This window comes from Bradyrhizobium sp. BRP23, from assembly GCF_020194135.1.
Lineage (GTDB): Bacteria > Pseudomonadota > Alphaproteobacteria > Rhizobiales > Xanthobacteraceae > Bradyrhizobium > Bradyrhizobium yuanmingense.
The window spans coordinates 850,537-869,788 of the sequence record NZ_JADYVW010000001.1; the positions used below are offsets into that span (position 1 = coordinate 850,537).

Below are 19,252 nucleotides of genomic sequence, written 5' to 3' on the forward strand. Positions count from 1 at the left end.
TGTTGAGCTCAGTCTAGCCGGACTTTCTCGCGGCGGTCACCATTTCTCTCCGAAGGGGCGGATCTCCATCTCGAAGGTCCAGGCGCTCTTCGGCTGCTGGTAGAGCTGCCAATAGGCGCTCGCGACCGATGACGGCGGCATCAGGAGATCGGGATTATCGAGCGCATTCGGCCCGAGCGCCTCGAGCCGGCGCTGGCGCACCCATTCGGTGTCGACGCCGGAATCGATGATGAGGTGGGCGACGTGGATGTTCTTCGGCCCGAGCTCGCGCGCCATCGCCTGCGCAACCGCGCGCAGGCCGAACTTGGCGCTGGCGAAGGCGGCATACCCGCTGCCGCCGCGCAGGCTTGCAGTCGCACCCGTGAAAAAGATGTTGCCGCCGCCGCGCGGCAGCATCAGCCGCGCCGCCTCACGGCCCGCGAGGAAGCCGGAATAGCAGGCCATCTCCCACACTTTCCGAAACACGCGCTCGGTGGTGTCGAGGATCGGAAAATTGACGTTGGCGCCGACGTTGAAGATGCAGACTTCGAGCGGTGCATGCTTGTCGGCGTCGTTCAGGAAGGCGATGACCTCATCTTCCTTCCGCGCGTCGAGCGAGCGCGCGTGGATGTCACCACCGGCAGCTTCGATCTCTTGCACCAGCGGCGCCAGCTTATCGCCATTGCGGCGGCCGGCGAAAATCGAGAACCCTTCGGCGGCAAACTTCTTGGCGATCTCGGCGCCGATGAAATCGCCGGCTCCGATGACGGCCGCAGTGGCGTTTCGCTTGGACAAGACCGCCTCCTCCCATGGGCCGCGCTGCGAGCGCGCGGCATTTATGTGCCGGAGGCTATAGTTCAAAAATAGAACTGTCAAACTGAGCGGCTGAATGTTAGCTTCTAGTGAAAATCTCTCTGATCGATCAACTTAGTTCCTTTTTCAGACTGACGACTTGCAGGAACCGCATCATGAAATGGGACACGCTGGAGGAAGAGCCCTGCTCGCTCGCGCGCACCGTCGCCGCGATTGGCGACCGCTGGACGCTGCTGATCCTGCGCGAGTGCTTCCTGCGGGTACGGCGGTTCGAGGCGTTTCAGTCCTCGCTGCAGATCACACGCCATCTGCTCTCGGAGCGGCTGAAGAAGCTGGTCCGCTTCGGCATCCTGCGCCGCGTCCCCTATTCCGAAGCACCGAAGCGTTACGAATACATCCTCACCCAGAAGGGGCTCGACCTCTACCCGATCATCATGGCGATGGTGCATTGGGGCGACGCCCATATGGGCGACGAGCGCGGCCGCCCGCTGCTGCACGAGCACAAGAGCTGCGGCAAGCTGTTCGATCCCGTAATGGTGTGCTCGGAATGCGGCGAGGTGCTGCATGCCAAGCAGGTGCATGTGCATGCGGGCCCGGGGCGGAGAGAAGCGGCGGAGTGAGTGAGGCGCCGCGCCTCTCAAAGCTCAAGCGAAGGGAACACCGTAATAGGAGTTGATGCCGCGCACGGCGGCGTCGTCGCTCCAGTTCCAGTCGGTCTTCTCACCGTATTTCGGCGCGCCTTCCAGATCCTTGGCGGTGATCGCAGTCACGTAACCGCCGAGCTCGGTGTCGTACTTCAGCGACTGCCAGGGCAACGGATAGTGATCATTGCCGAGGCCGAGAAAGCCGCCGAAACCAAGCACCGCATATGAGACCTTGCCGCTGATCTTGTCGATCATGACCCGTTCGATTGAACCGATCTTGTTGCGATCGGCACCGTAGACCGCGGTTCCCTCGACCTTGTCGCTTCCGATCAGCCGGCCCATCTCGTTACGGTCCAGTTCGCTCTGATTGAGCATCGTTATTCTCCACTCGGCCATTTGTGAATCAACCGAAAGGGGTGCGCGATCGTTCCGGCGCGTGTTCCGGAAATGCTTGGGAACATCGCCACAAAGAACCGGTTCTCTGAGGCTATCGAGGCCGCAACAGAGAAAGCCGCCCGCAATGTCCCAGACCGTCTCCGACTTCATCATTCAGCGCCTGCACCTATGGGGCGTGCGCCACATCTTTGGCTATCCGGGCGACGGCATCAACGGCGTGTTCGGTGCGATGAACCGGGCCGACGGCAAGATCGGCTTCGTGCAGGCGCGGCACGAGGAAATGGCGGCATTCATGGCAACCGCCTACGCAAAATTCTCAGGTCAGCTCGGCGTCTGCATTGCGACCTCCGGTCCCGGCGCCTCGCATCTCGTCACCGGGTTGTACGATGCGCTGCTCGATCACCAGCCGGTGCTGGGGATCGTCGGCCAGCAGTCGCGCAACGCCCTCGGCGGTCAATATCAGCAGGAACTCGACCTCCTCTCGATGTTCAAGGACGTCGCCGGCGCCTATGTCATGCAGGCCTCCTCGCCTGCGCAGGTGCGGCACCTGATTGATCGGTCGGTGCGGATCGCACTGGCGCGGCGGACTCCCACCGTCATCATCTTGCCCAACGACTTGCAGGAGGAGAATTAGGAGGACCCGCCCCGTGCGCACGGCACGCTGCATTCCGGCGTCGGGTACAGCCCACCTAAAGTCGTCCCTCGTGATGCCGATCTCGACCGCGCCGCGGAGATCCTCAATGCCGGCAAGAAGGTCGCGATGCTCGTCGGCGCCGGAGCGCTCGGTGCAACCGACGAAGTCATCGCGGTCGCCGACCGGCTGTCGGCCGGCTGCGCCAAGGCGCTGCTGGGCAAGGCGGCGCTACCCGACGACCTGCCATGGGTCACCGGCTCGATCGGCCTGCTCGGCACCGAGCCCAGCTACAACATGATGATGGAATGCGACACGCTGCTGATGGTGGGCTCGGCCTTTCCTTACGCCGAATTCCTGCCGAAGGAAGGCAGCGCGCGCGGCGTCCAGATCGACATCGACGCCGGCATGATGTCGATCCGCTTTCCCATGGAGGTCGGCCTCATCGGAGATGCCGCCGAGACGCTGCGCGCATTGCTGCCGCGGCTGAAGCCCAAGAGCGACGGCGCCTGGCGCCAGGGCATTCAGGACGACGTTGCGACCTGGTGGAAGACTTTGGATGGCCGCGCGCATCAGCCCGCCGCGCCAGTCAATCCGCAGCTCGTCGCCTGGGAATTGTCGCCGCGCCTGCCCGACCGCGCCATCATCACCAGCGATTCCGGCTCATGCGCCAACTGGTTCGCCCGCGACCTGAAGATGCGGCGCGGCATGACGGCCTCGCTCTCCGGCGGGCTCGCCTCGATGGGCGCTGCGGTGCCTTACGCGCTCGCGGCCAAATACGCCCAGCCCGACCGCCCCGTGATTGCACTCGTCGGCGATGGCGCCATGCAGATGAACAACATGGCCGAGCTGATCACCGCGGCGAAGTATTGGCGCGACTGGAACGACCCGCGCTTCATCGTCTGCGTCTTCAACAACGAGGACCTCAACCAAGTCACCTGGGAGCAACGCATCATCAACGGTGATCCCAAGTTCGAGGCGTCACAGCGCATTCCCGACGTCTCCTATTCGCGCTTCGCCGAATTGATCGGCCTGCGCGGCATCTTCGTCGACAGCCCACAGCTGCTCGGCTCGGCCTGGGAACAGGCGCTAACAAGCGAGATGCCCGTCGTGCTGGAAGTGAAAACCGATCCCGAGGTGCCGCCGCTGCCGCCGCACATCACCTTGCAGCAGGCGAAGAACTTCTCGCTCGCCCTGATGAAGGGCGACCCGAACGAGAGCGGGATGATCAAGGGAGCAGCGCGGCAGGTGCTGGAATCGATCCTGCCAGGAAAGCAATGAGGCGAGCCATGAGTGATTTCCGCGACATCCGGCACGGCGTCAACGATCCGGTCGACGGTCTCGACGTCAAGCGCCGGATCAGTGACAACCCCACCTCCCACGAGCAGGCGCAGCACCACGCGGACGTACGGGCCGACGCGACCGCCACGGCGGCCGAACCGTTCCTGCCCGAACGGCTTCGACGCAAGCCGACAGATCCCATCAATCCGCGCACCGGACGGAATCGCGCGGATTAGCCGTTAGGAACCTCGGCCCCGGCGGCGTGTTGGTCGCCGCACGTCGCCGGCAAGCGGCCACGCGACCTTTTCGGAAGGATTTGACCATGAAACGCACAATCATCGCTCTTGCCTGCATGATTCTCGCAGGCCCTGCCCTCGCCCAGTCGCTGGGCGAAAAGACCGGCGTGAATTCGGCGCTCGGCGTTGCGCCTGCGACCGCGGACTTCGTGACGCAGGTCGCGATCAGCGACATGTTTGAGATCGAATCGAGCAAGCTCGCCCAGCAGAAGGGCAACGCGGAAGAGAAAGCCTTCGCGCAGCAGATGATCACCGATCACACCAAGACGAGCAACGAGCTCAAGGGACTGGTCGGCAATGGCAAGGTGCAGGCCAAGCTGCCGACGGCGCTCGACAGCTCGCATCAGAGCAAGATCGACAAGCTCAAGAATGCGAGCGGTAAGGATTTCAGCTCGGACTACAATTCCTATCAGGTCAGCGCGCATGAAGATGCCGTGTCGCTGTTCGAGCGCTACGCCAAGGGCGGCGACAATGCCGAGCTCAAGGATTGGGCCGGCAAGACGCTCCCGGCGTTGAAGCACCACCTCGAGATGGCCAAGAACCTCGGCCGGGCGCCGAGCGTCGGCCAATCCAGCAAGTAACGCATTGCTGAGGGATGCCGGCCCTGCCGGCGTCCCTTCTCGCGCGCGATGAGAACGTCATCGCGCTGCCGCTGGGCGGTGCCTGCCGGTTGAGCCAGGAACCTTCTTTGTTTCCAGGCTTTACAAAACTGTCACGGAGGAACAGTCGCCGACGGACCGATGGCCCTTGTAACAGTCAAACCCACCCGGATCGACACGGCGATCGCCAACGAGATCGCGCACAATACCAACTCGGGGCTCGAGCATGCCGCCCAGGCCATGACCTGGGGCGCCGACGAGCATGTCCTGGTTGCGCTCGCGGCAGCAGGATGGCTCTACACCCGCTTCCGGCACCCGCAGCAGCGCCCCGTTGCCGATCACGTCCTGATCGTGTCGCTGGCGACGGCCGTGTTACCACATGTCTTGAAATCCGTGTTCGATCAGACGAGGCCCGACCGGCTGACGGTGAGCGGCCATGGGCGCGGTGTTCCCTTTTCGGGGCGCGCGCACGATGCATTTCCCTCAGGTCACGCCGTGCATATGGGCGCCCTTGCCTCGGCCGCAGGCCTGTTGCCGCCGGCCCCGCGCAACCTGGCGCGCTCCTTTGCGGTGGCGCTGTCCCTGACGCGTGTCGCGCTGCTCGCGCACTGGGTCAGCGATGTAGTGGCAGGTTTCATGCTGGGCATCGTTGTCGAGCGCCTGTTCCGGCCGTTCACGATGGCGAAGTCACGGCAGCGGCAGCGCAAGGGCTCGGGGGGACAGCCATGACTGAATATCTCGTGCGCTTCGTCGCCGGCGGCCTGATCGTATCCGTCTTCGCGATCCTCGGTGACATGCTGCGGCCGAAGAGCTTTGCCGGGCTGCTCGGCGCCGCACCGTCGGTGGCGCTTGCCACCCTCGCCATCGCAGTGGTCCAGCACGGCCCGCAATATGCTGCGGCCCAGAGCTGGACGATGATCTATGGCGCCGTCGCGCTCGCCTGCTACAGCGTCGTCGTCTGCCACCTCCTGATGAGGTTCCGTTTCGGCGCGCTTCCAGCCACGATCCTCGCCTTTGCCGCATGGCTCGTTGTCGCCTTCGGCCTGCTCGCCGGCCTGGGAGGTGCCGCCTGATGCTGGTGAAGCTATCGACATCGGCGCTGAAACAGACGCGGTGGTACGAGTACGCCATTCGCTTCGTGCTCGGCGGCGGTGCGACGGTGCTCGCGGGCGTTATCGGTTCGAAGTTCGGCCTGTCCGTCGGCGGGCTCTTTCTTGCTCTTCCCGCCATCTTCTGCGCCAGCGCGACGCTGATCGAAAGCCACGAGCGTCACGCCAAGGAGAAGGCCGGCCTGAGCGGGCGGCGTCGCGGACAGAAGGCCGCGGCGCTCGATGCTGCCGGCGCCGCGCTCGGCAGCATCGGCCTCGCCGCGTTCGCCGCTATCTTCCATTTAATCGTCGGGGCAAGCGTCGCGCTCGCTTTTTTCGCCGCGCTGACGGTCTGGGCCATCGTGTCCGTGTCGGCCTGGTGGCTCAGGCGCAAGCTTCGCAATGTCTCCCACAAATCGCGCCGATCAGGCCATTCGCCGTCGGCAACGGGCTCTCGCTTCGCAAAGCCTTAAAGCGCGATGAGATGCGGATGAATCGTCATCGCGCTTTAGATTGTTGTTTACGCATGATCTTTGCGGAAAACCGCTTCACACTTTTCGGATCATGCCCTAGCTCGCTTTCGCTCCCGTCGAAGGCTGCGATTGCGGCGGCTGGAGGCCCGGGCTGTTGGCCCAGCGCTCGACCTCATCGATGATCTTCTGCTGGCTTGGCCGCACCGGCTCGGGCGCTGCGGGTTCTTCGGAAAGCTTGCGAGGTAACCTGACTTCGTCCGTCATGGTTTCTCTCCTTCCGGGAACAATGCCTTACGACGGCATGCGTTTCAATAAATTATTGATTTCATTTGACTTCCTACTCACTTGCGGACTTCGTCGGCCTTCGCGGAACTCTCATCAAGTTGGTTCGTTGAGTAAGCTACTCAACCTACTCACTTTGCGTGATCGCCATGAACAACCTTCGCGCCGAGCGCCTTCAGGTCATGCTCTCGCCGGAAGAGTTGGCCGCCATTGACGATTTCCGGTTCAAGCACCGCATGCCGACGCGGGCGGCAGCAGTCCGCGAACTCCTGAAGTTCGGACTGGCCGCTGTGGGCGTCGATGCCGCTGCCGGCGTGAAGTCAAGCAGCTTCGGCGTATTCGGCCGCGGGCCTGAAGGACATACTCAGGGGGATCCGGAGAGCGGCGCCGAATGACGCACGGAAAGCCCCTCCAAAAGCAAACGACCCCGGCACGGTGGGTGCCAGGGCCGTCCTTGGAGATTGCTTCCGGCGCACCGGGGGCATGACTGCCGGAAGCAATCCGTCGACTCTTCCCGCGGAAATTCGTTCCTGGTGAGAGCTAGCCCGTGGCGTCGCTCGAGCCGTCCGGCATGGCGCCGGAACCCGGCGTCTTGATGTTGTCGTTCAGCTTGGGATCGCGCGTCGCTTCACGCGAGGGGGAGCCTTTCGGATCCGCCTTGTGCACGGATTGCGCACGTTCCTTGTCGCGGGGCTGCACCTCCCCACGCTTGTCCTTGACGATGCCTTGGTCGGAATGGGCCATGATGCGCTCTCGCTTCTGCTGATGTGTCGGAGCGCTTACGCATAGCGGCGTCAAATGTTCCGCTGCGGCAATCAGCTGCGCACGGCGTGGACGGGAGATGCGCTCTCGAGATGCACCTGTCGCACCGTGGTCACCGTCGCGAACGCGACGGAGACGCCAAAGGCGAGAATGAGGGAGAGAAGAGCCAGACGCGGAGCCATCGCCAAACCTCCTTCTGCAATTGGAATCTCCGCGATCGACGTTCCCGGATGATCCCAAATCAGTTGTGCGCCTTCCGTGAGCGGTCTCACATGCAGATTCTTGAGACGAGCTCACCCGTTCCGCTTTGGAGCTGCATGGACGGGAACGGGCGAAATTTCGCCGTCGAGCCAATCCTGCTCGTTGGCGAGTGCCGTCCAGGCGTCGGCCATGCGCGAATAGCGCTTATGGGCGGGCTGTCCGTCAGCGCGCTCGGCAAGCTGAAGACAATTGTCAGCGTTGTCTCTGAAGACGTCAGACTGTTTCATATAGAGGACGTGGGGACGGAACTCTTGCGCCGCAACCCGCTTACCGGATCGTAATGGTCGGGGAACTTTCGCACGCGGTTCGTCATTGAAGATCGATGCGAGTTGTCGCCGCAATCATTCTGGCATTGATCAGCACCTCGGCGCTTGCCGACAGCCTTGGCGAACGAAAGCCCGGCGCACGGGCGCCCTCCGCGATCGAGGTGATCAGCGGCGCCTACAATTTCAGCCGGTTTCAACAGGGGCTGCTCGAGAACACCGACCTCAAGGGCAACGCTGAGGTCAAGAACCTCGCCGCCCTGCGCGCCGAGGAAGCGGCTAAGCGCGACAAGCGACTGAAAGAGGTCCAGGAGGCGATCGGCGCGGAACTGCATGTCGGCAGGGCAACATCCTCGAGCGCGAGCCTCGTCGAGCCCGAAATGTCGGATGGTCCGGCCTATGTCAGAAGCTTCTATGCCGCGCAGATTCCCGAGTATGAGTCGATCATCAGCCTGCTCGAACGCTATCTGACGGCGCCCGACAATGCGGCGCTCGCAGCGTTCGCGCGCGAACAACTGCCGCTGCTGCGCGCGCAGGTCAGGGACGCCGAGCGCACCATGGCGGACAAATAACCTCTACTTGTCGCTCGGACGTTGCTCGCTCTGCGGCCGCACGGTGCGGTCGCTCTCCGGCATCTTGTCGCGACCCGCATCGCCGTTGTCGTCCTTGCCGCCGGACGAGGACGTGCCGCTTCCGCTTGGATTCGAGCGGGTGGCCGCTCCGGTGGTCGGCGTGTCCGCCTGCGGGTTGGCGGAGCTTGCGGCGGGGTCGCCCGTCACCGAGCCGCGCCCACTTGGCGCACCGCCCTGCGCCAGAGCCGACCCCGCGGCAAGCGCCGTGATGGCGATGGCGACAGTTGCTGCCTTCATGTCCGTTCTCCCTGTCTGCGCTGGCTAACCGTCGGGCTCGGCGCTCCGTTCCGAAGGAGGGCTGCGGACGACGGACGGACGACCCGCCCCCGCGGCCTTTTGCCCTGAGGGCTATGGAACCAATCCGGCCGATCGTCGTTAGCTTGGTTGGGCTGAGCAAGGCGGGTTCCATTTCCTGGCGTCATACGTTGGCGCTTGATTTCGAATTTGGCTGACGCTCTTATTTCGTCGAACGCGTCTTGCCTCAGATTCGGCCGACGCCTGCGGGGGAAACAGTATGAGCGACCTCGATTCCGGAACTGCATCACGCTCCGGTCGTCGCGTCCCAAAGCCAAAAATCAACGGTACGTCCGAGCCGGATTCCCGAGCGGAGCTGCTGCTCGCCCTCCAGGCGATGCGCAGCGGTGACTTTTCGGTGCGCATGAGCGGCGACTATCTCGGTATCGACGGCAAGATCGCCGACACTTTTAACGAAATTATCGCCGCCAACCAGCGCATGGCACAGCAGCTCGAGCTGGTGGGCCAGGTGGTGGGACGCGAAGGCAAGACCCGCCAGCGCGTGAAGTTCGGCCTCGCCTCCGGCTCCTGGGCCGACATGGAAGGCTCCGTCAACACGCTGATCGACGACTTGTTGTGGCCGACCCGCGAGGTGACGCGCGCGGTTGCCGCTGTCGCCCAAGGCGACCTGCTGCAGACCGTCAAGCTCGACGTCGACGGCCGTCCGCTCCGCGGCGAGTTCTTGCAGTCGGCGACGATCGTCAACACCATGATCAAGCAGCTCGGCGTGTTCACCTCGGAGGTGACGCGCGTGGCGCGCGAGGTCGGCACCGAAGGCAAGCTCGGCGGCCAGGCCCAGGTGCCGGAGGTGACCGGCGTCTGGAAGGACCTCACCGAGAGCGTCAACTCGATGGCGAACAACCTGACCAACCAGGTTCGCAACATCGCCGAGGTGACGATCGCGGTCGCCAACGGCGACCTCTCCAAGAAGATCACGGTCGACGTCCGCGGCGAGATCCTCCAGCTCAAGGAAGCCATCAATACGATGGTGGACCAGCTGCGCTCCTTCGCCTCCGAAGTGACGCGCGTGGCGCGCGAGGTCGGCACCGACGGCAAGCTCGGCGGCCAGGCCATCGTGCCCGGCGTCGCCGGCACCTGGAAGGACCTGACCGACTCCGTCAACGCGATGTGCGGCAACCTGACCGCACAGGTCCGCAACATCGCCAACGTCACCACCGCCGTGGCGCGCGGCGACCTCTCGCGCAAGATCACCGTGGACGTGCGCGGCGAGATCCTGGAGCTGAAGGACACCATCAACACCATGGTGGACCAGCTCAACTCGTTCGCCTCGGAGGTCACGCGCGTCGCGCGCGAGGTGGGCACCGAGGGCAAGCTCGGCGGTCAGGCCCAGGTGCCCGGCGTGGCCGGCACCTGGAAAGACCTCACCGACAACGTCAACTTCATGGCCTCCAACCTGACCGCGCAGGTCCGCAACATCGCCGACGTCGCGACCGCCATCGCGAGCGGCGACTTGTCGAAGAAGATCACGGTGAACGTCTCGGGCGAGATCCTTCAGCTGAAGGAAACGCTCAACACCATGGTCGACCAGCTCAACGCCTTCGCCGGCGAAGTCACGCGCGTCGCCCGCGAGGTCGGCACCGAGGGCCGGCTCGGCGGCCAGGCCAACGTGCTCGGCGTCGCCGGCACCTGGAAGGACCTTACCGAGAGCGTCAACTCGATGGCCTCGAACCTGACCGCGCAGGTCCGCAACATCGCCGAGGTGACCACCGCGGTCGCCGGCGGCGATCTCTCGAAGAAGATCACCGTGGACGTGCGCGGCGAGATCCTCGAGCTGAAGGACACCATCAACACGATGGTGGACCAGCTCAACGCCTTCGCCGGCGAAGTCACGCGCGTGGCGCGCGAGGTCGGCACCGAAGGCAAGCTCGGCGGTCAGGCGGTGGTGCGCGGCGTCGGCGGCACGTGGAAGGACCTCACCGACAGCGTCAACTCGATGGCCTCGAACCTCACGGGCCAGGTCCGCAACATCGCCGAGGTCGCAACCGCGGTGGCGAAGGGCGACTTGTCCAAGAAGATCACGGTGAACGTCTCGGGCGAAATCCTTCAGCTGAAGGAAACGCTCAACACCATGGTCGACCAGCTCAACGCCTTCGCCGGCGAAGTCACGCGCGTCGCCCGCGAGGTCGGCACCGACGGCAAGCTCGGCGGCCAGGCCGACGTGCCCGGAGTCGCCGGCACGTGGAAGGACCTGACCGACTCCGTGAACTCGATGGCGGGTAACCTCACCGCGCAGGTCCGCAACATCGCGGAAGTTGCCACCGCCATCGCCGGCGGCGACCTGTCGCGCAAGATCACCGTGGACGTGCGCGGCGAGATCCTTCAGCTCAAGGACACGCTGAACACCATGGTCGACCAGCTCAACCGCTTCGCGGGCGAGGTGACGCGCGTGGCGCGCGAGGTCGGCACCGAAGGCCGCCTCGGCGGTCAGGCCAACGTGCCCGGCGTCGCCGGCACCTGGAAGGATCTCACCGACAGCGTCAACTCGATGGCGGGTAACCTCACCGCCCAGGTCCGCAACATCGCCGAGGTGACGACCGCGGTGGCGCGCGGCGACCTCTCGCGCAAGATCACCGTCGACGTGAAGGGCGAAATCCTCGAGCTGAAGAACACCATCAACACCATGGTGGACCAGCTCAACGGCTTTGCCGGCGAAGTCACGCGCGTGGCGCGAGAGGTCGGCACCGAAGGCAAGCTCGGCGGCCAGGCCGAGGTGCCCGGCGTCGCCGGCACCTGGAAGGACCTCACCGACAACGTCAACTTCATGGCCTCCAACCTGACGGCGCAGGTCCGCAACATCGCCGAGGTCGCAACCGCGATCGCCGGCGGCGACCTGTCGAAGAAGATCACGGTGGACGTACGCGGCGAGATCCTTCTCCTGAAGGACACGCTGAACACCATGGTCGAGCAGCTCCGCTCCTTCGCCGCCGAAGTCACGCGCGTGGCGCGCGAGGTCGGCACCGAGGGCCGGCTCGGCGGTCAGGCCGTGGTGCCCGGCGTCGGCGGCACCTGGAAGGATCTCACGGACAACGTCAACCTCTTGGCTGCGAACCTCACCACCCAGGTCCGCAACATCGCCGAAGTCACCACGGCGGTCGCGCGCGGCGACCTCTCGCGCAAGATCACTGTCGACGTGAAGGGCGAAATCCTGGAGCTGAAGAACACCATCAACACCATGGTCGACCAGCTCAACGCCTTCGCCGGCGAAGTCACGCGCGTCGCCCGCGAGGTCGGCACCGAAGGAAAGCTGGGCGGCCAGGCTCAGGTGCCCGGCGTCGCCGGCACGTGGAAGGATCTCACCGACACCGTCAACTTCATGGCGGCGAACCTGACCGAGCAGGTCCGCGGCATCGTCAAGGTGGTGACCGCGGTCGCCAATGGCGATCTGAAGCAGAACCTCACGGTGAAATCGAAGGGCGAGGTCGCGGCGCTCGCCGACACCATCAACAACATGACCGAGACGCTCGCGACCTTCGCCGACCAGGTGACCTCGGTGGCGCGCGAGGTCGGCGTCGAAGGCCGGCTCGGCGGCCAGGCCAACGTGCCCGGCGCTGCCGGCACCTGGAAGGATCTCACCGGCAACGTCAACCTGCTCGCGGCCAACCTGACCTCGCAGGTGCGCGCGATCGCGGAAGTCGCAACTGCGGTGACCAAGGGCGACCTGACGCGGTCGATCCAGGTCGACGCCCGCGGCGAAGTGGCGGAGCTGAAGGACAACATCAACACGATGATCACCAACCTCCGTCTCACGACGGACGTGAATACCGAGCAGGACTGGCTCAAGACCAACCTCGCCAAGTTCACCAACATGCTCCAGGGACAGCGCGATCTCACCACGGTCGGCCGATTGCTGCTCACCGAATTGTCGCCGCTGGTGAACGCCCATACGGGCGTGATCTACCAGGTCGAGAACGAGAACGATCCCCAGCTCCTGCTGCTCGCCTCCTACGCCAGCGACGGCGTCTACCCCTATCAGCCGGTGCTGCAGTTCGGCGAAGGCCTGATCGGCCAATGCGCCTTCGACAAGCGGCCGCGCGTCGTCTCCGACATTCCCTCGGACGTGGTGCCGATCAACTCGGCGCTGTTCCGCGTCGCCCCGAAGAACCTCGTCGTGCTGCCGGTGCTGTTCGAGGGCCAGGTCAAGGCCGTGATCGAGCTCGCCTCGCTGGTCTCCTTCACGACCTCGCAGATGACGTTCCTGGAGCAGCTCACCGACTCCATCGGCATCGTGCTCAATTCGATCGAGGCCACGATGCAGACCGAAGGCCTGCTCAAGCAGTCGCAGCAGCTCGCCGGCGAGCTGCAGACCCAGCAGCGCGAATTGCAGCAGACCAACGACCAGCTCGAGCAGAAGGCGCAGCAGCTCGCCGAGCGCAACGTCGAGGTCGAACGCAAGAACCAGGAAATCGAGCAGGCCCGCCGCGCGCTCGAGGAGAAGGCGACCGAGCTCGCGCTGACGTCGAAGTACAAGTCCGAATTCCTCGCCAATATGAGCCACGAGCTGCGTACGCCGCTGAACTCGATCCTGATCCTCGGACAGCAGCTCAGCGACAATCCCGATGGCAACCTCTCGGCCAAGCAGGTCGAGTTCGCCCGCACCATCCATGGTGCCGGCACCGACCTGCTCAACCTCATCAGCGACATTCTCGATCTCTCCAAGATCGAGTCCGGCACCGTGACGGTCGACGCCGAGGAAATCCTGACCGCGAACCTGCTCGAGACCGTCGGCCGGCCGTTCCGGCACGAGGCGGACAACCGCAACCTGTCGTTCAAGATCGACGTCGATCCGAACCTGCCGCGCAGCATCGTGACCGACTCCAAGCGGCTGCAACAGGTTCTGAAGAATCTGCTCTCCAACGCCTTCAAGTTCACCGCCGACGGCGAAGTGCGCCTGAAAGTCGCCGGCGCAATCGGCGGCTGGGGGTCGGATCATCCGGTGCTGAACTCGGCGCCGGCCGTGATCGCCTTCGAAGTGTCCGACACCGGCATCGGCATTCCCCTGGAGAAGCAGAAGCTGATCTTCGAGGCGTTCCAGCAGGCCGATGCCGGCACCAGCCGCAAATATGGCGGCACCGGTCTCGGCCTTGCGATCAGCCGCGAGCTTGCCAGCCTGCTCGGCGGCGAGATCCACCTGCGCAGCGCGCCGGGCAAGGGCTCGACCTTCACGCTCTATCTGCCCTTGAAATATTCCGGCCCGACCCTCGCGCCGCGGGCGCCGGCGTCACAGCAATACGGCCAGCCGCCGGCGCTGCAGCCTGCCGCGCCTGACCAGCAGCGCGTTATCGAGCAGCTGCCCGACGACCGCCTCAACCTCGAGCCCGGCGACACCATTCTCCTGATCGTCGAGGACGACCCGCATTATGCCCGCGTGCTGGTCGATCTGGCCCGCGACAAGGGCTTCAAGGTCCTGGTCGCCGCGCGCGGCGCCGAGGCCCTCGAGCTCGCCAAGCAATACCAGCCGACGGCCGTCTCCCTCGACGTGTTCCTGCCCGACATGCTGGGCTGGACCGTGTTGAGCCAGCTCAAGCACAATCCGCTCACCCGCCACATCCCGGTTCAGATCATCACGCTCGACGAGGACCGCCAGCATGCGCTGGCGCGCGGCGCCTTCTCCTTCGTCAACAAGCCGACGACGACCGAGGGCGTCTCGGCCGCGCTGACGCAGATCAAGGAATATGCGCGGCCGCGGCGCAAGCGGCTCTTGATCGTCGAGGACAACGAGGCCGAGCGGCTCTCGATCCGCGAGCTGCTGCACCACGACGACATCGAGATCCTGGCCACGGATACCGGGGCAGGCGCGCTCACGACGTTGCGCGAGCAACCCTGCGATTGCGTGGTGCTCGACCTCAGGCTGCCCGACATGAGCGGCTTCGAGGTGCTCGATCAGATCCGCAACGACGAGGCGCTGTCGAACATCCCCGTCGTGGTGTTCACCGGCCGCGAGCTCTCGGCCGAGGAGGATGCGGAACTCCACACCATGGCACGCAGCATCGTGGTCAAGGGCGTGGAATCGCCCGAGCGCCTGCTCGACGAGACCGCGTTGTTCCTGCACCGCGTGATCACGGAGTTGCCGCTCGAGAAGCAGCGCATGCTGGAGAAGCTGAACAGTTCCGACGAGGACCTGATCGGCAAGACCGCCCTGCTCGTCGACGACGATGCCCGCAATATCTTCGCGCTCTCGAGCGTGCTGGAACGACGCGGCATGAAGGTGCTGACGGCCACGACCGGCAGCGAGGCGGTGACCTTGGTCGAATCCAATCCGGAGATCGCGATCGTGCTGATGGACATCATGATGCCGCAGATGGATGGCTACCAGACCATCGGCGTGATCCGCGAGAACCCGGCCTTCGCCCGTCTGCCGATCATCGCGTTGACCGCCAAGGCGATGAAGGGCGACCGGGAGAAATGCCTCGAAGCCGGCGCGTCCGACTACCTCGCCAAACCGGTCAACACCGACCAATTGCTGCTTGCGATCCGCATGTGGCTGCATCGCTGAGTTGGACATGCGTATGGACCAGGAAAAGGTCAACATCCTGCTCGTCGACGACCAGCCGGCCAAGCTGCTCGCCTATGAGGTGATCCTGAAGGATCTCGGCGAGAACCTCGTCATCGCCTCCTCGGGCCGCGAGGCGTTGGAGGTGCTGCTCAAGACCGAGATCGCGGTGATCCTGGTCGACGTCTGCATGCCCGAGCTCGACGGCTTCGAGCTCGCCGCGATGATCCGCGAGCATCCGCGTTTCCAGAAGACCGCCATGATCTTCATCTCGGCGATCCAGGTCAGCGACATCGACCGGCTGCGCGGCTACGAGATGGGCGCGGTCGATTACGTGCCGGTTCCGGTCGTGCCGGAGGTACTGCGCGCCAAGATCAAGGTGTTTGCCGAGCTCTACCGCAAGACGCGCGAGCTCGAACGGCTGAACCACGAGCTCGAGGATCGCGTCCGCGCCCGCACCGCGGAACTGGAGGCTTCCACCGCGAAGCTGCGCGAGAGCGAGCAGCGGCGCAGCATGGCGATCGCGGCAGGCAAGATGGGGTCCTGGGACTGGGACTGGATCAGCGGCGATTGGATGTGGGACGAGGGGCAATACAATATCTTCGGCGTCAGCCCCGACAATTTCGAGATCAATCCGGCCAACGTTCAGGCCCTGCTGCACCCCGACGATGTCGACCAGTTGCGCAAGGCGATCGCCGAGTTCAACAAGGGCACACGCGCCTATGAGACGGAGTTCCGCATCATCCGGCCCGACGGCGAGGTGCGCTGGTGCGTCGGCACGGCGGCCGCAACCACGGACGAGAGCGGGCGCGTGGTGCGCGTCAGCGGCGTGACCGTCGACATCACCGAGCGCAAGCGCGCCGAGGAGCGGCAGAACCTGCTGGCGCGGGAAGTCGATCATCGCGCGAAGAACGCGCTGGCGCTGGCGCAGTCGATCGTGCGCCTCACCCGGGCCGACGAGGTCAAGGCCTATGTCAACGCCGTCGAGGGGCGCATCAATGCGCTGGCGCGCGTGCACACCATCCTGTCGCTGTCGAGCTGGCAGGGCGCCGAGCTCTCCAGGCTGATCGACGAGGAGCTTGCGCCCTATTCGCTGGGCGACCAGATCAAATTGGCAGGGCCCGAAGTTCAGTTGCTGCCGGCGACGGCCCAGACGCTGGCGCTCGCATTGCACGAGCTCTTCACCAACTCGGCAAAGTACGGCGCGCTATCCACGCGAGCGGGGCGGCTCGCGATCGATTGGCAGGTCGACGAGGAGCTGCTCACGCTGAGCTGGGAGGAATCCGGCGGTCCCCTGGTCAAGACCCCGAAATCGCGCGGCTTCGGCACGCGAAGCCTGCTTGCGAGCATCGAGTCCCAGCTTGGCGGACAGGCGCAGTTCGATTGGCGCGCCGAGGGCCTGCTGTGCCGTCTTGAGGTGCCGTTGACACGCAAGACCGCGGCGGCTGCACCAAGCAAGTTCGACACCGCCGGCGCTGCCGAATTGCAACGCGCATCCGGTTAACCTGACGCTGCGCTGCTCATGCGCTGCGCCGTGCGTGGTTCGCGCGCGACGCGCCCTTCGAGCCAAGCTTCCGTTCGGGCGAGATCGCGCAGCGCCCTCGCGTAGCGGCGGGCCGCGCTCCGCTCCGCGCCAAGCGGAAGCTTGCGCGCCTTGCGCAGGATGTCCGCGGCCGCGTTGCGATAGGCCAGCGAGCGGTAAAGAAAGACGACCTTACCCATATCGATGTTCCCGTTTTGCTGGCGCCCATCTTGGCAAGCCCGGCATGAACGCCCGATGAAACGGGCGGTAACAATTCCTTCAGCGGAACGGAACCGGGCGATCACATGCGCGTTGGCGTGGCAAGTTCGGGATGCCGTCCCATGCGCACCAAGAAGTCGTCTGAGCTGATCTCTGCCAGCGGCCTTATCAAGCTGATGACGCATGCAATGATGGGCGCAGCGCTCGGCCTCATTTTCAGCCTCACGCTCGTCCTGTCCAATCCAGCCGTCGCCAACCTGCTGAACAATGGCGGAAGCCAGGCCGCGATGGTCTTCGCCCTCACCTTGGTGACGACCTTCGCGATCGGCGCGACGCTCACCGGCGCCGTGTTCATCCTGGCCGAGGACAAGCAAACTTGAAGCGTGCGTGACGTACGGAAGATACTTCGCCGGGAACTCCTGCCGCGACGCGCGGTTTGCTGCCTGCGTCAATTTAACTCAGGGGGTTTCCCCGCATGAGACGACCAAGCTCGCTCTCGCCGTAATATTGGCAACCGGCCTTGCCGCCGCGCCGTTTGCCGCCCAAGCCAAATCGCACAAGGTCAAGCATGGATCCTCGATGTCGTCGGCACAGATCACCGGCGCCAACACCAAGTCCTCCAAGGGCGCTGATCCGTCCGGCCAAGGCGGCGCCGGTCCCGGCTCCGATCAGGGCGGCACCATGACCAACAAGGGCGGCATGACCGACACCAAATAGGCGCTCCTGGAATCATGAAGGGCTCCGCATTGCGGAGCCCTTTGTCTTCTATCTTTGGGTTCGGCACTCGGCCTTCAGTATCCGGCGCCAAGGATCTCAGCGGCGCTCGGCTGCGCGCGCGGAATTGCCGCCTGTCTTCACGGCACGAAGCCGCACCCGGTCGCGAACGTTTGGCAGTACGTCGCTGCCGCCGGCCGCCTTCCATTCGGCAATCAAGAGAGTGATTTTCCGGCGCAGGTCCATCTGCGCCAGGGCCCTTTCCGTGCAGTCGTGATCGCGCTCGACGAGGTCGCGCACCGACGCCTCGACGTCGGCCATCTCGAGCCTCAAGGCTCTGATTTTACGTCGAATTTCATTAATTCTGTTGTCCATGCCTTGTTAGAACAAAATAAGAACATATAGTCAAGTCACGATTTCAGGACGGAGACGCCAGATGCAGGTTCAAGGTAAATACGACGCCAGATTTTTCCTGGGCGAGCAGATGACGCGGGCGCAGGGTCTCAAGCTGAAGCGGCTCAGCGAAGAGGCCTACCAGCCCGGCCAATATGCGCGGGATCTGTCCTTCAGCGAGGCCGCCCGGCGCATCCAGGTGCTGGAAGCGGAGATCGAGCTGGCAAACTCCTTCTAGAGCATCGCATCGCGCTTTAGGCCTGCGCCGTTCCACGCTCCCGGAACCATGGCTGTGCAGAATGGTTCTCCCCGCCGAGGGAGAATATGCATGGCACGCAAGGCAAAAAAGCGCCGCTACTCACGCAGCTCGGGAAGCGATGTCGCCACCGAGATGCGGCGTTACAAGAAGGGCACCGCGAAGAGCGGCCGTGGCGGGCGCGGCGGCCGCGTCAAGAACCGCAAGCAGGCCATCGCGATCGGACTGTCGAAGGCACGCAAGAAGGGCAAGAAGGTCCCGAAGAAGGCTTCGAAGCGCAAGAGCGCCAAGAAGACGTCCAAGAAGACGTCCAAGAAATCATCCAAGAAAACGTCCGGGACGTCGTCCAAGAAATCGTCGAACAAGAAATCATCGAAGCGCAAATCCAAGCGGTCGCGCTGACCCGCCTCAGATCATGCTCCCCGGCATGAAGCAGCGGATCGAAATCCCGAACGCAGTCTTGACCGGCCACACCATCGTGCGGCCGGCCCGGTTGGGCTCGGTGATGACGGCCTCATCCGGCACATCGATCCACTGTCCGTCGATGCGGACACGGTAGCGCCCGTTGTGCGACTCCCAGTCGAGATCGGCAAGGGCGAAACCGTCCGCGTCCGAGCAGCACGGACCGAGATGGCTGCGCAAACTGTCGAACCATGGCTTCAGAGGAGAATTCGCGTAGCGGCCGTCGTCGCGCCCGAGCGCGTTTCCCCCCGAGAGCACCAATGGCGCCACGAGCAGCGCACTCCTGAGCGAGAGCTTCAATCGATCCATGTCGGCACCGATCACTTGTGAACCACCGGCGAGTTCCACAAAGCGCCGGGAGGCTCGAAGTTCCACGCTTGCAACCCCTCTCAGCGGCGACGTTGGCGCAGAGCACCGAGGCGCCCTGCGAGTGTGATCAGCGAACACGGCTTTTTCGGACGCACCAGGTCATCATCCCTGC

General features: G+C 64.4%; 24 protein-coding genes and 1 pseudogene. 15 read left to right on the forward strand and 10 right to left on the reverse strand.

Features of this window, described 5'->3' with window-relative positions:
* Positions 1-36: 36 nt before the first annotated feature.
* On the reverse strand, positions 37-774 hold the full coding sequence (locus tag I6F24_RS03910; protein WP_036031046.1) for an SDR family oxidoreductase: 738 nt from the start codon (positions 772-774) through the stop codon (positions 37-39).
* 173 nt (positions 775-947) lie between these two features.
* Here I6F24_RS03910 and I6F24_RS03915 point away from each other — a divergent pair, with 173 nt between their 5' ends.
* Entirely contained in the window at positions 948-1,412 is a 465-nt protein-coding gene (locus I6F24_RS03915) for a helix-turn-helix domain-containing protein (protein WP_036031008.1), read from the forward strand.
* A gap of 24 nt (positions 1,413-1,436) precedes the next feature.
* On the opposite strand, the gene I6F24_RS03920 is transcribed toward I6F24_RS03915, so the two are convergent.
* Positions 1,437-1,811, reverse strand: a complete 375-nt coding sequence (locus I6F24_RS03920; protein WP_036003959.1) for a PRC-barrel domain-containing protein — start codon at positions 1,809-1,811, stop codon at positions 1,437-1,439.
* Between the two features lie 145 nt (positions 1,812-1,956).
* On the opposite strand from I6F24_RS03920, the pseudogene I6F24_RS03925 reads away from it, so the two are divergent.
* The 6 genes and pseudogenes from I6F24_RS03925 (at position 1,957) to I6F24_RS03950 (ending at position 6,200) form a co-directional block, all read left to right on the forward strand.
* A pseudogene (locus I6F24_RS03925) lies at positions 1,957-3,744 on the forward strand (thiamine pyrophosphate-requiring protein).
* Positions 3,745-3,752: 8 nt separating this feature from the next.
* Positions 3,753-3,980: a hypothetical protein gene (locus I6F24_RS03930; protein WP_036003954.1), complete on the forward strand. Its 228-nt coding sequence runs from the start codon at positions 3,753-3,755 to the stop codon at positions 3,978-3,980.
* A gap of 86 nt (positions 3,981-4,066) precedes the next feature.
* Positions 4,067-4,621 carry a DUF4142 domain-containing protein gene (locus I6F24_RS03935; RefSeq protein WP_036003951.1) on the forward strand — a complete coding sequence of 185 codons (555 nt, stop codon included), beginning with the start codon at positions 4,067-4,069 and terminating at the stop codon, positions 4,619-4,621.
* A 159-nt stretch (positions 4,622-4,780) separates the two neighbouring features.
* Positions 4,781-5,368, forward strand: a complete 588-nt coding sequence (locus tag I6F24_RS03940; protein WP_225150057.1) for a phosphatase PAP2 family protein — start codon at positions 4,781-4,783, stop codon at positions 5,366-5,368.
* The gene (locus tag I6F24_RS03945; protein WP_036030998.1) at positions 5,365-5,712 is read left to right on the forward strand and encodes a DUF3147 family protein; all 348 of its coding nucleotides are present in this window, start codon (positions 5,365-5,367) and stop codon (positions 5,710-5,712) included. The genes I6F24_RS03940 and I6F24_RS03945 overlap by 4 nt, the downstream gene beginning before the upstream one ends.
* Positions 5,712-6,200 carry a DUF3147 family protein gene (locus tag I6F24_RS03950; protein WP_225136461.1) on the forward strand — a complete coding sequence of 163 codons (489 nt, stop codon included), beginning with the start codon at positions 5,712-5,714 and terminating at the stop codon, positions 6,198-6,200. Before I6F24_RS03945 ends, I6F24_RS03950 begins: the two co-directional genes overlap by 1 nt.
* Positions 6,201-6,296: 96 nt before the next feature.
* Here the strand turns inward: I6F24_RS03950 and I6F24_RS03955 are convergent, their stop codons facing one another.
* Positions 6,297-6,464 carry a hypothetical protein gene (locus I6F24_RS03955; RefSeq protein WP_167361644.1) on the reverse strand — a complete coding sequence of 56 codons (168 nt, stop codon included), beginning with the start codon at positions 6,462-6,464 and terminating at the stop codon, positions 6,297-6,299.
* 167 nt (positions 6,465-6,631) lie between these two features.
* Between I6F24_RS03955 and I6F24_RS03960 the strand changes: the two genes are divergently transcribed.
* Positions 6,632-6,877, forward strand: a complete 246-nt coding sequence (locus I6F24_RS03960) for a hypothetical protein (RefSeq protein WP_225150059.1) — start codon at positions 6,632-6,634, stop codon at positions 6,875-6,877.
* A gap of 145 nt (positions 6,878-7,022) precedes the next feature.
* Here I6F24_RS03960 and I6F24_RS03965 read toward each other — a convergent pair whose 3' ends face one another.
* The 3 genes from I6F24_RS03965 to I6F24_RS03970 form a co-directional block, all read right to left on the reverse strand.
* Complete coding sequence (locus tag I6F24_RS03965; RefSeq protein ID WP_036003938.1) at positions 7,023-7,226, reverse strand: hypothetical protein; 204 nt, start codon at positions 7,224-7,226, stop codon at positions 7,023-7,025.
* A gap of 71 nt (positions 7,227-7,297) precedes the next feature.
* Positions 7,298-7,426: a hypothetical protein gene (locus I6F24_RS37540; protein ID WP_260346296.1), complete on the reverse strand. Its 129-nt coding sequence runs from the start codon at positions 7,424-7,426 to the stop codon at positions 7,298-7,300.
* A gap of 111 nt (positions 7,427-7,537) precedes the next feature.
* Positions 7,538-7,732, reverse strand: coding sequence for a hypothetical protein (locus I6F24_RS03970; protein ID WP_074447527.1), 195 nt, complete (start codon positions 7,730-7,732; stop codon positions 7,538-7,540).
* Between the two features lie 95 nt (positions 7,733-7,827).
* On the opposite strand from I6F24_RS03970, the gene I6F24_RS03975 reads away from it, so the two are divergent.
* Positions 7,828-8,340, forward strand: coding sequence for a DUF4142 domain-containing protein (locus tag I6F24_RS03975; protein ID WP_225150061.1), 513 nt, complete (start codon positions 7,828-7,830; stop codon positions 8,338-8,340).
* A gap of 3 nt (positions 8,341-8,343) precedes the next feature.
* Here the strand turns inward: I6F24_RS03975 and I6F24_RS03980 are convergent, their stop codons facing one another.
* Entirely contained in the window at positions 8,344-8,637 is a 294-nt protein-coding gene (locus I6F24_RS03980; protein WP_225150071.1) for a hypothetical protein, read from the reverse strand.
* Positions 8,638-8,914: 277 nt separating this feature from the next.
* On the opposite strand from I6F24_RS03980, the gene I6F24_RS03985 reads away from it, so the two are divergent.
* Entirely contained in the window at positions 8,915-15,208 is a 6,294-nt protein-coding gene (locus I6F24_RS03985; RefSeq protein ID WP_225127578.1) for a HAMP domain-containing protein, read from the forward strand.
* A 13-nt stretch (positions 15,209-15,221) separates the two neighbouring features.
* Entirely contained in the window at positions 15,222-16,709 is a 1,488-nt protein-coding gene (locus I6F24_RS03990) for an HWE histidine kinase domain-containing protein (protein WP_036003924.1), read from the forward strand.
* Here the strand turns inward: I6F24_RS03990 and I6F24_RS03995 are convergent.
* On the reverse strand, positions 16,706-16,927 hold the full coding sequence (locus tag I6F24_RS03995) for a hypothetical protein (RefSeq protein WP_036029983.1): 222 nt from the start codon (positions 16,925-16,927) through the stop codon (positions 16,706-16,708). The genes I6F24_RS03990 and I6F24_RS03995 overlap by 4 nt on opposite strands.
* Before the next feature lie 141 nt (positions 16,928-17,068).
* Here I6F24_RS03995 and I6F24_RS04000 point away from each other — a divergent pair, with 141 nt between their 5' ends.
* Positions 17,069-17,326: a hypothetical protein gene (locus I6F24_RS04000; protein ID WP_036029986.1), complete on the forward strand. Its 258-nt coding sequence runs from the start codon at positions 17,069-17,071 to the stop codon at positions 17,324-17,326.
* Between the two features lie 124 nt (positions 17,327-17,450).
* Positions 17,451-17,663: a hypothetical protein gene (locus I6F24_RS04005; protein ID WP_225150125.1), complete on the forward strand. Its 213-nt coding sequence runs from the start codon at positions 17,451-17,453 to the stop codon at positions 17,661-17,663.
* A 96-nt stretch (positions 17,664-17,759) separates the two neighbouring features.
* Here I6F24_RS04005 and I6F24_RS04010 read toward each other — a convergent pair whose 3' ends face one another.
* A complete protein-coding gene (locus I6F24_RS04010; RefSeq protein ID WP_128263661.1) occupies positions 17,760-17,981 on the reverse strand; it encodes a hypothetical protein in 222 nt (73 codons plus the stop codon).
* A 115-nt stretch (positions 17,982-18,096) separates the two neighbouring features.
* On the opposite strand from I6F24_RS04010, the gene I6F24_RS04015 reads away from it, so the two are divergent.
* Together I6F24_RS04015 and I6F24_RS04020 are read left to right on the forward strand one after the other, a co-directional pair.
* Positions 18,097-18,291, forward strand: a complete 195-nt coding sequence (locus I6F24_RS04015; protein WP_057026883.1) for a DUF3072 domain-containing protein — start codon at positions 18,097-18,099, stop codon at positions 18,289-18,291.
* Between the two features lie 90 nt (positions 18,292-18,381).
* Complete coding sequence (locus I6F24_RS04020) at positions 18,382-18,711, forward strand: DUF6496 domain-containing protein (protein WP_225150073.1); 330 nt, start codon at positions 18,382-18,384, stop codon at positions 18,709-18,711.
* Positions 18,712-18,717: 6 nt separating this feature from the next.
* On the opposite strand, the gene I6F24_RS04025 is transcribed toward I6F24_RS04020, so the two are convergent.
* On the reverse strand, positions 18,718-19,080 hold the full coding sequence (locus I6F24_RS04025; RefSeq protein WP_036003965.1) for a hypothetical protein: 363 nt from the start codon (positions 19,078-19,080) through the stop codon (positions 18,718-18,720).
* Positions 19,081-19,252: the final 172 nt, after the last annotated feature.